General features: G+C 65.3%; 7 protein-coding genes. 3 read left to right on the plus strand and 4 right to left on the minus strand.

The genetic code is table 11. The features are described 5' to 3' along the window. Positions 1-31: 31 nt before the first annotated feature. Both UU9_RS00775 and UU9_RS00780 read right to left on the minus strand, forming a co-directional pair. Positions 32-1,108, minus strand: coding sequence for a homocysteine S-methyltransferase family protein (locus UU9_RS00775; protein WP_007079795.1), 1,077 nt, complete (start codon positions 1,106-1,108; stop codon positions 32-34). Positions 1,109-1,154: 46 nt separating this feature from the next. Continuing rightward, entirely contained in the window at positions 1,155-2,084 is a 930-nt protein-coding gene (locus tag UU9_RS00780; protein ID WP_040669880.1) for an ArsR/SmtB family transcription factor, read from the minus strand. A gap of 330 nt (positions 2,085-2,414) precedes the next feature. On the opposite strand from UU9_RS00780, the gene UU9_RS00785 reads away from it, so the two are divergent. Then, complete coding sequence (locus tag UU9_RS00785; protein WP_007079797.1) at positions 2,415-3,575, plus strand: acyl-CoA dehydrogenase family protein; 1,161 nt, start codon at positions 2,415-2,417, stop codon at positions 3,573-3,575. A gap of 234 nt (positions 3,576-3,809) precedes the next feature. Here the strand turns inward: UU9_RS00785 and UU9_RS00790 are convergent, their stop codons facing one another. After that, positions 3,810-6,983, minus strand: coding sequence for a multidrug efflux RND transporter permease subunit (locus UU9_RS00790; RefSeq protein ID WP_007079798.1), 3,174 nt, complete (start codon positions 6,981-6,983; stop codon positions 3,810-3,812). 12 nt (positions 6,984-6,995) lie between these two features. Next, a complete protein-coding gene (locus UU9_RS00795; protein WP_007079799.1) occupies positions 6,996-8,189 on the minus strand; it encodes an efflux RND transporter periplasmic adaptor subunit in 1,194 nt (397 codons plus the stop codon). Positions 8,190-8,616: 427 nt separating this feature from the next. On the opposite strand from UU9_RS00795, the gene UU9_RS00800 reads away from it, so the two are divergent. Further along, positions 8,617-13,551, plus strand: a complete 4,935-nt coding sequence (locus UU9_RS00800; RefSeq protein ID WP_007079800.1) for an NAD-glutamate dehydrogenase — start codon at positions 8,617-8,619, stop codon at positions 13,549-13,551. A gap of 260 nt (positions 13,552-13,811) precedes the next feature. Continuing rightward, positions 13,812-14,573, plus strand: a complete 762-nt coding sequence (locus tag UU9_RS00805; protein WP_007079801.1) for an NAD kinase — start codon at positions 13,812-13,814, stop codon at positions 14,571-14,573. Positions 14,574-14,620: the final 47 nt, after the last annotated feature.

Genomic DNA, 14,620 nt, shown 5'->3' on the forward strand with positions numbered 1-14,620 from the left:
CCCCCTGCGAGCAGGGGGAGGAGCACAGCTTTCATGCGGCCTCCTGCACGACGCCAGGCAACGCCCGCGGCGCAAACCCGTGCACCGCTTCGGCAATCGCCTTGATATGCGCCGGCGTGGTGCCGCAGCAGCCGCCGACCAGATTCAGCAGGCCCTCGCGGGCGAAGCTGCCGATCACGCTGGCCATCTCCTCCGGGGTTTCATCGTATTCGCCGAAAGCGTTCGGCAGCCCGGCGTTGGGGTGCGTGCTGACGTAGCTCTCCGAGACGCCTGCCAGCGTCTGCAGGTGCGGGCGCAGATCCTCGGCGCCCAGCGCGCAGTTGAAGCCCACCGACAGCGGCCGTGCATGGCGCACCGAGTAGTAGAACGCTTCGGCCGTCTGGCCCGACAGCGTGCGGCCTGAGCGGTCGGTGATGGTGCCGGAGATCATCACCGGCATGCGCGCACCGCGCTGGTGGAACAGTTCGCTCAGCGCGAACAGGGCGGCCTTGGCGTTCAAGGTATCGAAGATGGTTTCGACCATCAGCACGTCGGCGCCGCCTTCGATCAGGCCGGTGGCCGATTCGGTGTAGTTCTCCACCAGTTCCTCGAACGTGACGTTGCGGAACCCCGGGTCGTTGACGTCCGGCGACAGTGACGCGGTACGGCTGGTGGGGCCGAGCACGCCGATGACGAAGCGCGGCTTGTCCGGCGTTTTCGCCGTCATTGCATCGCAGGCGGCGCGGGCCAGTTTCGCGCCTTCGCGGTTCAGCTCCTGCGCCAGGTGCTGCAATTTGTAGTCGGCCTGGCTGATGCGGGTGGAGTTGAAGGTGTTGGTTTCGATCAGGTCGGCACCGGCCTCGAGGTAGGCGTCGTGCACGCCGCGGATGATCTCGGGCTTCGTCAGCGAGAGCAGGTCGTTGTTGCCTTTCAGGTCGCAACTGCCGGCGTGGTCATGCGCGTGGCCGTCGTGGCCGTGTTCGAAGCGCTCGCCGCGGAAGCTGGTTTCATCGAGTTGATGCGCCTGCAGCATGGTGCCCATGCCGCCGTCGAGGATGAGGATGCGCGTGGCCAGCGCCGCCTCAAGTAGGGCGACGCGTTCGGGGTGGATCCAGGGGAGGGCGCTCATGGGGCAATGCTCGTTTGATCGGGATGGCGAAAAAGAAAGTCGGGGGTCATGACGGTTTGCGTGCCAGCAGGCTGATGACCTCGAAATGCGGGGCCTTGCGTTCGCGGCTGAGGCGGGAGCAGTTCAATACCTCCAGCCCCGCGGCGCGCGCGAAACCTTCCAGCTGGTCGCTGCCGAACCCCAGGTTGCGATGGTCGAAAGGCTCCACGGCAGCGCGATGGTCGTGCCGGCCCAGTGTCGCCGCCAGCAGACGACCACCGGGGCGCAGCATGCGGGCCGCTTCGGCAATAGCACCGGCGGGGTCTTCGGCGTAGGTCAGGGCGTGCAGCATCAGCACCAGATCGAAGCGCTGATCACCCAGCTGCAGTGCGTGCATGTCACCCTGCAGCACGCGCACGTTGGTGAACGGCTTGAGCCGCTTGGCGGCGGCTTCGACCACGCGCTCGCTGGAGTCCACGCAGACGATGGAATGCGCATGCGGGGCCAGCAACTCGGCAGTGACGCCGTCGCCGGAGGCGATGTCCAGCACGTCGCCGGTGGCCAGCAATTGCAGCAGCGAGCGGGCTACCGTTTCCCAGGTGCGGCCGGGCGAATAATGGCGCTCCATGTCGCCGGCCACGGTGTCGGCCCAACCCTGTTCGCGGGCGCGCTGGGCCAGTACGCCGGGCAGGCGCGCGGCGTCTTCGCGCAACAACGCGTCGTCGATGCTTTCGCGCAGCGAACGCAACAGCGCATGCTGGTGTTCGTCACCCTCGTTGTTGGCGCGATAATAGGCAGACACGCCGGCGCGACGATCGCGCACCAGCTCGGCTTCCTTGAGCTTGGCCAGGTGGGTCGATACGCGCGGCTGCGCCAGATGCAGCACGGCGGCCAGTTCGGCGACGGTCAGCTCCTCGTTTTCGAGCAGGGCCAGCAGGCGCACCCGGGTGGGATCGGCGAGTAGCCGCAGCACGCCCGAGGCGGTAGCGAGATCCATCGTCATCCCTTTATCGCGATAGAAAGATGACAAGGCTAGGAGCCTGGACCACAGAAAGCAAGGGAGCGAGGTAAAGCGATTTTGAGTCAGGTTTTTCGATCGTTTGAGGAAGATAGCCGTAGCTATCTGACGAAAAGGAGCGGAAAACCTGGCCAAAAGCGCGAAGCCGCAGCCCCTTGAGTTTCTGTGGCCCAGACTCCCCGGCCGGGTGGTGCGATGCGTCAAGCCGAGGGCGCACTGCGACGTGCTTCCGGGCCATGTTGCGACCGCACAGAGGCTTTCACCGATGACGTTCTAAAATGGTTGCTGACGTAACTTTTGGAGGCGCCCGTGGATTTCCGGTTTACCGAAGAGCAATTGTCGATCCAGTCGATCGCCCGTGATTTCGCTTCGAGGCGCATCGCGCCGGTGGCGGCCGAGTTCGACGCCCGCGCCGAGTTTCCGCTGGAGAACATTCGCGAAATGGGCCAGTTGGGCTTGATGGGCGTGGAAGTGCCCGAAGCGTACGGCGGCGCCGGCATGGATCCGATCGCCTACGTATTGGCGATGATCGAGATCGCCGCGGCCGATGCGGCCACGTCCACCGTGATGAGCGTGAACAACTCGCTGTTCTGCCACGGCATCCTCAAGCACGGCAATGAGGAACAGAAGCAGAAGTATGTGCGCGCCATAGCCACCGGCGAGGCGATCGGCGCCTACGCGCTGACCGAGCCGCAATCGGGTTCCGACGCATCGGCCATGCACACGCGCGCCACGAAAAACGCCGACGGTGACTGGGTGATCAACGGCAAGAAGAGCTGGATCACCTCCGGCCCGGTGGCGCGCTACATCGTGCTGTTCGCCATCTCCACGCCGGGCATCGGTGCCAAAGGCGTATCGGCCTTCATCATCGATACGCAATTGCCGGGCTTCCACGCGGGCAAGACCGAGCCAAAGCTGGGTATCCGCGCCTCGGCCACCTGCGAGATCGAGTTCACCGATTACGTGCTACCGAAGGAAAACCTGCTGGGCGAGGAGGGCAAGGGCTTCTCGATCGCGATGGGCGTGCTCGACGCGGGGCGCATCGGCATCGCGTCGCAGGCAGTCGGCATCGCCCGCGCGGCCTACGAGGCCACCCTGCAATGGTCGCGAGACCGCAAGGCCTTCGGCCAGCCGATCGGCACGTTTCAGATGACCCAGTCCAAGATCGCCGACATGAAGTGCAAGCTCGATGCCGCCACGCTGCTGACCTTGCGCGCGGCATGGGCCAAGGGCGAAGCCGAGAAACACGGTGGTCGCTTCGGCACCGAAGCCGCGGTGGCCAAGCTCACCGCGTCGGAGGCGGCGATGTGGATCGCGCATCAGGCGGTGCAGATCCATGGCGGCATGGGTTATTCGAAAGAGATGCCGCTGGAGCGCTACTTCCGCGACGCCAAGATCACCGAGATCTACGAAGGCACCAGCGAGATCCAGCGGTTGGTGATTGCGCGGGCGGAGACAGGGTTGCGGTAGAGCTGGAATTTGGGATTCGGGATTCGGGATTCGGGATTCGGGATTCGGGATTCGGAAATGCGTCGTGGCTGGACGTTGTTCGGGCTGGCTTGCAGCGGGGCACACGCTGGTTTCCGATGGCGAGCTAGAGATGCATGAAACAAAACGCCCCGGCGATGCCGGGGCGTTTTGTTTCGGGGCGGGAGGAGACGAGGCCTTTCCGAATCCCAAATTCCGAATCCCGAATCCCTTTTCTTAATGCCCCCGTCGCGGATCGGAGTCGAACGTACTCGGTCCATCCAGTGCGGGCTTGGCCGGCGTGTCGCCGTCCAGCTTGTCGCCCAGCAGACGCCTCACCACGATATAGAACACCGGAATCAGCAACACGCCCAGGAACGTGGCGAACAGCATGCCGCCGATCACGCCGGTGCCGATGGCGTGGCGGGCATTGGCGCCGGCGCCAGTGGAGAAGAACAGCGGTGACACACCGAGGATGAAGGCCAGCGAGGTCATCAGGATCGGCCGCAGGCGCAGTCGGGCCGCGTCGACAGTGGCTTCGCGCAAGGTGCGCCCGGCCTGCTGTTCGGCCACCGCGAACTCCACGATCAGGATCGCGTTCTTCGCGGCCAGGCCGATCACCGTGATCATGCCGATCTTGAAGTAGATGTCGTCGGGCAGACCGCGCAACAGGGTGAACACCACCGCGCCCAGAATGCCCAGCGGCACCACCAGCAACACGGCGATCGGGATCGACCAGCTTTCGTACAGCGCCGCCAAGGCCAGGAAGACGATCACGATCGACAGCACCATCAGCAAGGTGGCGGCGTTGCCGGAGAGGATTTCCTGGTAGGACTGGCCGGTCCAGTCGTAGCCGAAGCCCTTGGGCAGGTCGTCGCTGACGATCTTCTGCATCTCGGCCATCGCCTCGCCCGAGGAATGCCCGGGCGTGGGCGAGCCCACGATTTCAACCGCGGAATAACCGTTGTAGCGGGTGAGCGAAGGCGACGACACGATCCAGTCGGTATGCACCACGTTCGACAGCGGGATCATCGCCGGCGTGCCGTTGGCGGTGAGCTGCGTGCTGGGGGTGAAGAAGTGCTCCAGCGCATCCGGGCCCATGCGATACGGCGCATCGGCCTGCATGATCACGCGCTTGACGCGCCCGCCGTAGGCAAAGTCGTTGACGTAGACCGGCGCCAGCATCAGGCCGACCGCGTTGTAGATATCGCCCACCGACAGGCCCATCGATTGCGCCTGGATGCGGTCGACGTCCATGTGCAACTGCGGCGCGTCCTCCAGCGAATTGGGGCGCACGCCTACCAGCACGGGACTCTGGCTGGCTTTGCCCAGCAAGGTGTTGCGCGCCTGGGTAAGTGCCTCACGGCCGGCGCCGCTGCGGTCCTGCAGATACATGTCGAAGCCGCCGAACTGCCCCAGGCCCTGCACCGTCGGCAGGTTGACCACGAACACCTGCGCATCGCGGATCTGCTGCAAGGCACCGTTGGCGCGACCGATGAACTCGGTGGCGGAGGCGCTGCGGTCGGCCCAGTCCTTCAACTTGATGAAGTTCATGCCGACGTTCTCGCCGGCACCGACGAAGCTGAAGCCGGTGACCTGCAGCACGCCCGCGACCGCCTCGTCCTTGTCCAGGATCTCGCGCATCTGCTTCATCACCTTGGTGGTGCGCTGCAGGGTGGCGCCGGGCGGCAGCTGCACGATCGCCAGCGCGTAGCCCTGGTCTTCCTCGGGCAGGAAGCTGCCGGGCAGGCGGGAGTAGAGGAAACCACCGAGCACGGCCACCGCCACGAACACGATCATCCAGCGCGGCGCATGACTCACCGCACCGTGGACGTGACCGGTATAGGTCTTCGTGATCCAGGTGAACATGTCGTTGAACTTGCGGAAAACGATGTTCTTTTTCTTGTGGTGTTCCGGCTGCAGGAAGCTGGCGCACAGTGCCGGCGTGAACGACAAGGCCAGGAATGCGGAGAAGCCCATCGATACCGCGATGGTCAGCGCGAACTGCTTGTAGATCACGCCGGTGGCGCCGGGCTGCAGCGACGAGGGCACGAACACCGCCGCCAGCACCACCGTGATCGCCACCACGGCGCCGGTGATCTGGCCCATTGCCTTGACCGTGGCGTCGCGCGGCGAGAGGCCTTCCTCGGTCATGATGCGTTCGACGTTCTCGATCACCACGATCGCGTCATCCACCACGATGCCGATCGCCAGCACCATGCCGAACAAGGTCAACTGGTTGATGGTGAAGCCAAGCACCAGCATGCCCAGGAACGTGCCCAGCAGGGCTACCGGAATCACCAGCGTGGGGATGATGGTGGCGCGGAAGTTCTGCAGGAACAGCAGCATCACCAGGAACACCAGGATGATCGCCTCGATCAGCGTGTGGATCACCTCGTTGATCGAGATCCGCACGAAACTGGTGCTGTCATACGGGCTGAACCAGGTCACGCCCTGCGGGAAGCTGGGCGCCAGCTCGTCCATTTTGGCGCGGACCGCGGTGGCCACGTCCAGCGCGTTGGCGCCGGGCAGCAACTGGATCGCGAAGGCGCCGATCGGCTTGCCCTCGTAGCTGGTGTCGAAGCCGTAGCTGCCGGGGCCGAAGCTGATCCGCGAGACATCGCCCAGCTTGACCGTGGTGCCGTCGCTGTTGGCCCGCAGCACGATGTCGGCGAACTGCTCGGCCGTGGTGAAGCGCCCCTCGGTCGACACCGTGACGCTGAGGCCCTGGCCGTTCGGCGCCGGGTCGGCACCCAGCGAGCCGGCGGCGAACTGCACGTTCTGCGCACGGATCGCGGCGAGTACCTGGGTGGCGGAAAGGTTGTAGCCCTGCAGCTTGTCCGGGTTCAGCCAGATCCGCATCGCGTACTCGGAACCGAACTGCTGCGTGCTGCCCACGCCAGGCACGCGCGCGATCTGGTCCAGCACGCTGGAGCCCACGATGTCGTTGAGGCGGTTGCGGTCGATCTCCGGGTTGTCGGTCGTCAGCGCCACCACCATAAGGAAGCCGGCGTTCGCCTTGGCCACCACCACGCCTTGCTGGGTCACTTCCGAGGGCAAGCGCGGGGTAGCCAGCGCCACCTTGTTCTGCACCTGCACCTGGGCGATGTCCGGGTCGGTGCCGCTTTCGAAGGTCAGGGTGATGCTGGCGCGGCCACTGGCGCTGGACGACGAGCTGAAATACAGCAAGTGGTCGATGCCGGTGAGCTGCTGCTCGATCACCTGGGTGACGGTTTTCTCGGTGGTGGCCGCGCTGGCGCCGGGATAGGTGGCGCTGACGGTTACCGACGGCGGGGCGATCGACGGATACGATTCGACGCCCATGTTGAGGATCGCCAGCACGCCGCCCAGCGAAATCAGGATGGCCACAACCCACGCGAAAATGGGGCGGTCAATGAAGAAACTCGGCATCGTCGCGCTCCGTTACTTGCCGCTCGGGGCTTGGCCCGGGGCTTTGGCGGCGGACTTGGCGCCGGCGGGTGGCGCAGGCTGCCACGGCGTGGCCTTGGCCGGTGCGCCGGCCTTGACCTTCTGCAGGCCGGAAACCACCACCGCATCACCCGCGGCGAGGCCGTCGTTGACCACCCATTGGCCGTCACGCATGTCGCTGGTAGTGAGGTCCTTGCGCACGACCTTGCCATCGGCGCCGACCACCATCGCGTAGGCACCGACCGTGTCACGCTGCACCGCTGCCTGCGGCAGCAGGAAGACCTTGTGCTGCTGGCCGAGGTTGGCGGTCAGGGTGACGTACATGCCGGGCAACAGCGTGCGTTGCGGGTTGGGAATGGTGGCCCGCAGGTTCACCGAGCCGGTGGCCGGGTTGACCGAGGTATCCGAGAAATCCAGCACGCCGGGCTGTGCGTAGGTGCTGCCATCGGGCAGGGTGACCTGCACGCTGGCCTTGTTCGGGTCGGCAAGGGTGACATTGCCGCTGCGCTGAGCGCTGCGCATCGTCTCCAGCGAGGCCACGCTCATGGTGAAGTTCACGTACAGCGGATCGATCTGGTCCACCGTGGTGAGCAGGGTAGCTTCGCCATTGCCCACCAGCGCGCCTTCGGTGACCTGCTGCTGACCGGCGCGACCGTCGATGGGCGAGGTCACGTTGGCGTAGCCCAGGCTGATGCGGGCCGTTTCCACATTGGCGCGCGCGGCCTGCACGGCAGCGGCGGAATTGCGTTCGGCAGCCAGTGCGTTGTCGAGATCGGCTTTCGAGACGTAGCCCTTCGGCGCCAGTTCGCGCACCCGCTGCGCGGTGACCTTGTTGTTGGTCGCCGTGGCTTGCGCCTGTGCCAGCGCGGCCTGAGCGGCATTCAGCGACGCCTTCAGCGGCGCCGGGTCGATCTGGAACAGCAACTGGCCCTTCTTGACGTCGGTGCCTTCCTCGTACGTGCGCTTCAGCAGTACGCCGGCAACGCGGGCGCGTACGTCGGCGCTGCGATAGGGCGACAGGCGCCCCACCAGGTCGCGCGTCAGCGGTGCGTTTTGCGGCTGTACCTTGAGTACGCCCACTTCCGGCGGGGGCATTTGCGGCGGACCTTGTTCCTTGCCTTTGCCGCAGGCCGCCAGCACCAGCAGACTCAGGCACAACAATGGTGCGCGCAATAACGAGGACTTCATGGCAGCTCCAGAAGATGCTTGATCGGGGAAGAGGGGGTGACGCCGACGCGTGGCAGCAGATCCAGGAAACCGGATACTGCGCCGCGCACCGTCTTTCTTGTGTCATTGGTCCTGCCGGTAGCGGACGCGCCCGACATGTCCTCGCGGCTGGGTGTTGCCACGAAGCGTCGGGCCTTAACCGACAAGACTATACCGGACAGTTTACATTTTAAGTAACCGGTGAATCCACCCGTTGACATGACGCGTGGTGGTATGGACAAGCGCTCGCACGCATTCCGTGCCGCACGCGATCAGGTGCTACGTAACTGGACCACTGCCCGCGCGAAATATGCAAGTGGCGGAGGTCGGTGGTGGTGCTTCGCGACGCGGCAGTATTCTGGGGCGACGTTGCATGACGCCATTTTGTTTTCACTACCCAGTAGAAGCCATGAATGCGATCCAAGCGACCACCGCAACATCCCCCCGCAATGCCGTACTCGATGCCCTGAAAACCCAGGGGCTCGAACCGTCCCAGCTGACGCAGGCAAACACCTTTACCGATGTCTTTTTCGCCCGCATGGCGCCGGGCGACATCGATGCCCATACGCCGCAGCAGTGGGCCGGGTTGATCGCGGGGTTGCTGCAATTCATGCAGCGACGGCCCAGCGGGCAGGTGCTGGTCCGCGTGCTGGATGCGGTGCCCGGGCATCCGGGCCGCAGCCTGTTGCAGGTGGTCACCGACGACATGCCGTTCCTGGTCGACACCGTCAGCATGATCGTCACGGAGAACCGGCAGTCGATACAGGCGGTGATCCACCCGGTATTGAACGCCGTGCGCGACGCCGACGGAACCCTCCTGCGGCTCGGTGACGAGTCCGGCGTGCCCGAATCGATCATGCATTTCGAGATCGACCGCATCGTCGACGAGGCGTTGTGTTCGCGCCTGCAGGCGCAGATTGCCGATGCGCTGAATGATGTGCGCCAGGCCGTGGGCGACTGGTCGGCCATGCGCGACAAGGCGTTGGCGATTGCCGCCGACCTGCCGCACCGCAAGCTGGCGCTGGACGATGATTCCGTGCGCGAGGCGGCGGATTTCCTGCGCTGGATGGCCGACGACAACTTCACTTTCTTCGGCTACCGCCAGTACGAGGTGGTGGCCGCCGATGGCGAGCAGGTGCTGCGCGCGGTGGACTCCACCGGGCTGGGCATCCTGCGTGACAGCGATCATTCGCTGGCGCCGCGGTCGGTGCGTTCGCTGGCGGCCAGCGAACTGCCGCACTCGGGCGCGACCGACGCCATCATCCTCACCAAGACCAACGCCCGCTCGCACGTGCATCGCAGCGGCTACATGGATTACGTGGGCGTGCTGAAATTCGATGCCGACGGCAAGGCGGTGGCAGAGGAGCGCTTCATCGGCATGTTCTCCTCCAGTGCCTACATGACCCGGCCGCAGGACGTGCCGCTGGTGCGGCACAAGGTCGAATCGGTGCTGGTGCGTTCGGAACTGAAGCGCGATTCCCACTCCGGCAAATCGCTGCGTCACATCCTGGAAGTGCTGCCGCGCGACGAACTGTTCCAGAGCAACGAGGACGAGCTGTTCGCCACCGCCACCGGCATCCTGGAGCTGCGCCAGCGTGCCCGCACCCGGCTGTTCGTCCGTCGCGACCGCTACGACCGGTTCTTTGCCTGCCTGGTGTTCGTGCCGCGCGAACGCTTCAATACCTCGGTGCGCGAGCGCATCGAGGCACTGCTGGGTGAGGCGCTGCATGCCGAACAGGTGGATTCGTCGGTGCAGATGGGCGAGGCCGCGTTGACCCGGTTGCACGTGGTGGTGCGGCCGCGCATCGGCGATCACCCCGATTACGATCTGGTGACGCTGGAACACGGCGTCGAGGCAATCGTGCGCAACTGGCACGACGATGTGCGCGACGCGCTGGTGCGCTCGCAGGGCGAGCACGAGGGCATGCTGCTCGCCAACAGTTTCGGCAAGGCGATGCCGCCGGGTTACGTCGATGACGTGAGCCCTGCCGTGGCCGCCGAGGATATTCGCGCGCTGTCGCTGCTGTCAGGCGAGAACGCGCTGCGGATGTCGTTCTACCATCCGCTGAAAGCACCGGAGACGCTGCGTTTCAAGGTCTACCGCAGTGGCGGCGACATCGCCTTGTCAGAGGTATTGCCGCAGCTGGAAAACCTGGGCCTGCGCGTGCTCACCGAGCACGTCTACGACATCCCGCGCGATGGCGCGTCGCTGTCGATCCAGGATTTCGAGGTGCAACCGGCCGGCAAGCTCACCTTCAGCGTGGAGCAGGTCGGCACCTTGTTCGAAGAGGCGTTCGAGCAGATCTGGCGCGGCAACGCGGAGAACGACGGCTTCAACCGGCTGGTGCTGGGCGCCAAACTCAGCTGGCGCCAGATCGCCATGCTGCGCGGCTACTGCAAATACCTGCTGCAGACGGGCGCGGCGTTTTCGCAGGCGTATATGGAAGACACGCTCAACCGCTACCCGGCCATCGCCGGCTTGCTGGTGGAGCTGTTCCTGGCACGATTCGATCCGCGGCGCGAGGATCTGTCCGCCGAGGCCTTGAAGGCGGCTGGTGCCACGCTGGCGGCCGAGATGGAAGCGTTGATCCCGGCCAACGTGCAGAGCGCGCAGCCTGCGTTGATCGCTGATCTCGGTGCGGCACTGTCGCGTCCGCGTGCGGAGCAGGTTCAGGTCGTCGAGAACGCCATTGGCGTGTTGCTGGAGAACGTCGCCAGCCTCGACGAGGACCGCATCCTGCGCAGCTTCGTCAGCGTCATCGGCGCCACGTTGCGCACCAGCTTCTTCCAGCACCATGAGGACGCGCCGCGCGACTACATCAGCTACAAGCTCGATCCGCACCAGGTGCCCGGGCTGCCCAAGCCGATTCCCTATCGCGAAATCTGGGTCTGCGCACCGCGCGTCGAGGGCATCCATCTGCGCTTCGGCGCGGTGGCGCGCGGCGGGCTGCGCTGGTCCGATCGGCGCGAGGATTTCCGCACCGAGGTGCTGGGCCTGGTCAAGGCGCAGATGGTGAAGAACACCGTCATCGTGCCGGTGGGCTCCAAGGGCGGGTTCTTCGTCAAGCGGCCGCCCGTCGATGGCGACCGCGATGCGCAGCTGGCCGAAGGCATTGCCTGCTATCGCATCTTCATCAACGGCCTGCTCGACATCACCGACAACCTGGTCGAGGGCGAGGTGGTTCACCCGCAGGACGTGGTGCGCCACGACGGCGACGATCCGTACCTGGTGGTGGCGGCGGACAAGGGCACGGCATCGTTCTCCGATATTGCCAACGCCATCTCGATCGAGCACGACTACTGGCTGGGCGACGCGTTCGCCTCCGGCGGTTCGCATGGCTACGACCACAAGGGCATGGGCATCACGGCGCGCGGCGCATGGGAGTCGGTCAAGCGCCATTTCCGCTCGCTGGGCGTGGATACGCAGTCGCAGGATTTCACCTGTGTCGGTATCGGCGACATGTCCGGCGACGTGTTCGGCAACGGCATGCTGCTGTCCGAGCACATCAAGCTGGTAGCGGCGTTCGATCATCGCCATGTCTTCCTCGACCCCACGCCCGACGCCGCGCGCGCCTTTGCCGAACGCCAGCGCCTGTTCGACAAGCCGCGCTCCAGCTGGGACGACTACGACCGCGCGCTGATCTCCAGCGGTGGCGGCGTCTATCCGCGCAGTGCCAAGTCGATCCCGATCCCCGCGGAAGTGCGCACCGCGCTCGGGCTGAAGGCCGACGTCGAGCATCTGGCGCCGAATGAGCTGCTCAGCGCGATCCTCAGGGCGCCAGTGGACCTGTTGTGGAACGGCGGCATCGGCACCTACGTCAAGGCGTCCAGCGAAACCCACGCCGACGTGCGCGACCGCGCCAACAACGCGCTGCGCGTGGATGGCGGCGAACTGCGCTGCAAGGTGGTGGGCGAGGGCGGCAACCTGGGCTTCACCCAGAAGGGCCGTATCGAGGCGGCGCAGAACGGCGTGCTGCTCAATACCGACTTCATCGACAACTCCGCCGGCGTGGACACCTCCGACCACGAGGTCAACATCAAGATCCTGCTGAACGATGCGGTGAAGCGCAACGAGCTCAGCGTCGATGCGCGCAACGCGCAACTGGCGTCGATGACGGAGGAGGTCGGCAAGCTGGTGCTGTGGGACAACTACCGGCAGAACCAGGCGATCACGCTGATGGAGCACCAGTCGGTGCGTCGCCTCGGCTCGATGGCCCACTTCATCCGCACGCTGGAGGCCGAAGGCACGCTGGATCGCCAGGTGGAGAACCTGCCCTCGGATGCCGAACTGGCCGAACGCAAGAGCCGCGAGCAGGGCTTGAGCCGGCCGGAACTGGCGGTGCTGCTGTCGTACGACAAGATGCGGTTGTTCCAGCAACTGCTGGATTCGGACGTGCCGGAAGATCCCTACCTGTCGCGCGAGCTGGTGCGCTACTTCCCCGAACCGCTGCACGAAAAATACGCCGAGCACATGCAGCGCCACCGCCTGAAGCGCGAGATCATCGCCACCGCGGTCACCAACTCCACCATCAACCGCATGGGCGCCACCTTCATGATGCGCATGCAGGAGGACACCGGCCAACGGCCCGCGGCGATCGCCAAGGCGTACACGGCGGCGCGCGAGATCCTCGATGCCCGCGAGCTATGGGCCGAGCTTGAGGCGCTGGACAGCAAGGTGGCCGAAGGCACGCAGACCGACGCGATCCTGAAAATCTGGGCGCTATTGCGGCATATGACGCGCTGGCTGCTGAACCGCCCCGGCGGCACGCTGGACATCGCCGCCAACGTCGAGCGCTACCAGGGCGTCGTGTCCGACCTGCGCAAGGCCTTGCCGCACGTGCTGGGCAAGGCCGGCCAGGGCGATTTCACCTGCGACCGCGAGAAATGGGAAGGCCTGGGCATGCCGTCGGCACTGGCCCTGCGGCTGGCCCGCATGCCGGACCTGCGCGCCGCACTGGACATGGCCGAGATCGCCCGGCAAAGCGACGAGCCGATCGAGAAAGTGGCGCGTATTTTCTATGAACTGGGCGAAGCGCTGGATCTGGGTTGGTTGCGCGACCAGATCGAGGCCCTGCCGGTGGAAGGCCACTGGCATGCCCAGGCGCGCGGTTCGCTGCTCGACGAGTTGAACCAGCAGCATCGGGCGCTGGCGCAGCAGGTGCTGAGCATGGGCATCGACGACAGCGGCGATGTCTCGGCAGTGCAGGCGTGGCTGCAACGCGACGACGCCACCCTGCAACACACGCGCAGCATGCTGGCCGAGATCCTCACCCAGAATGCCGATTACCCGATCGCGTCGGTGGCCGTCAGGCGGCTGGCGCAACTGGCGCAGTTGCCGGTTTGAGGTTGTTGCGGAAGTTTCCCGCGGGTTGATCCCACCCCTTCCCTCCCCTGCGAGTAGGGGAGGGTGTTACGGCAGCCTCTGGTTTTGTGGTGGTTTGTGTTTGCGGCTTTAGCTCCTCCCCCTGCTGGCAGGGGGAGGTTGGCGACCAAAGGGAGTCCTTCAGGTGAGGGGGTTGGGGTTTGCGGGAACGCCCGAACTTTTAGGGCGCAGCTCCCGCTCTGTCGTATCCTTCAGCCTTCTCACGCCAGTCAGGGCTTCCGATGCGTTTTGCTTTTGTCGCCAGCGACACCGTCGTCGCACAACAGGCGCGCGACGCATTGGTGCAACGGTATGGCGATGTGCCGCCGGGCCAGGCCGAGCTGATCGTGGCGTTGGGCGGCGATGGTTTCATGCTGCGCACCCTGCATGCCTATCGCGACCTGGACGTGCCGGTGTACGGCATGAAGCTGGGGCAGGTCGGTTTCCTGATGAACATGCACCAGCTCGACCACCTGCCCGAGCGCGTCGAACGGGCGCACGTGGCGTCGCTGTTTCCGCTGGAAATGCGGGTAACCGACGTGGCCGGCCGCACGCATGTCGCCAAGGCGTTCAACGAGGTATCGCTCCTGCGCCAGAGCAACCAGGCCGCCCATCTGGAAGTGCAGTTGAACGGTACGGTGAAGCTGACCTCACTGGTGTGCGACGGCATCATGGTCTCGACGCCTGCTGGCTCCACCGCCTACAACCTTTCCGCGCACGGCCCGATCCTGCCGCTGGACGCCAACGTGCTGGCACTGACCCCGATCAGTCCGTTCCGCCCCCGCCGCTGGCGCGGCGCCATTCTTCCGCATCGCACGGAAGTGGCGTTTCGCGTCATCGATCCGGGCAAACGCCCGGTCAGCGCCACCGCGGATTTCCATGAAGTGCGCGACGTGCTGACCGTGACGATCCGGCAATCGGGCGATCAGGGCGTGCGGCTGTTGTTCGATCCCGAGCACAATCTTGAGCAGCGGATCCTGGATGAGCAGTTTGCGGCGGAGTGAAGAGCTGCCCCCCATCCGCCCTGTCGGGCACCTTCCCCCGTGAACGG

This window comes from Rhodanobacter fulvus Jip2 (assembly GCF_000264315.1).
GTDB classification, from domain to species: domain Bacteria; phylum Pseudomonadota; class Gammaproteobacteria; order Xanthomonadales; family Rhodanobacteraceae; genus Rhodanobacter; species Rhodanobacter fulvus.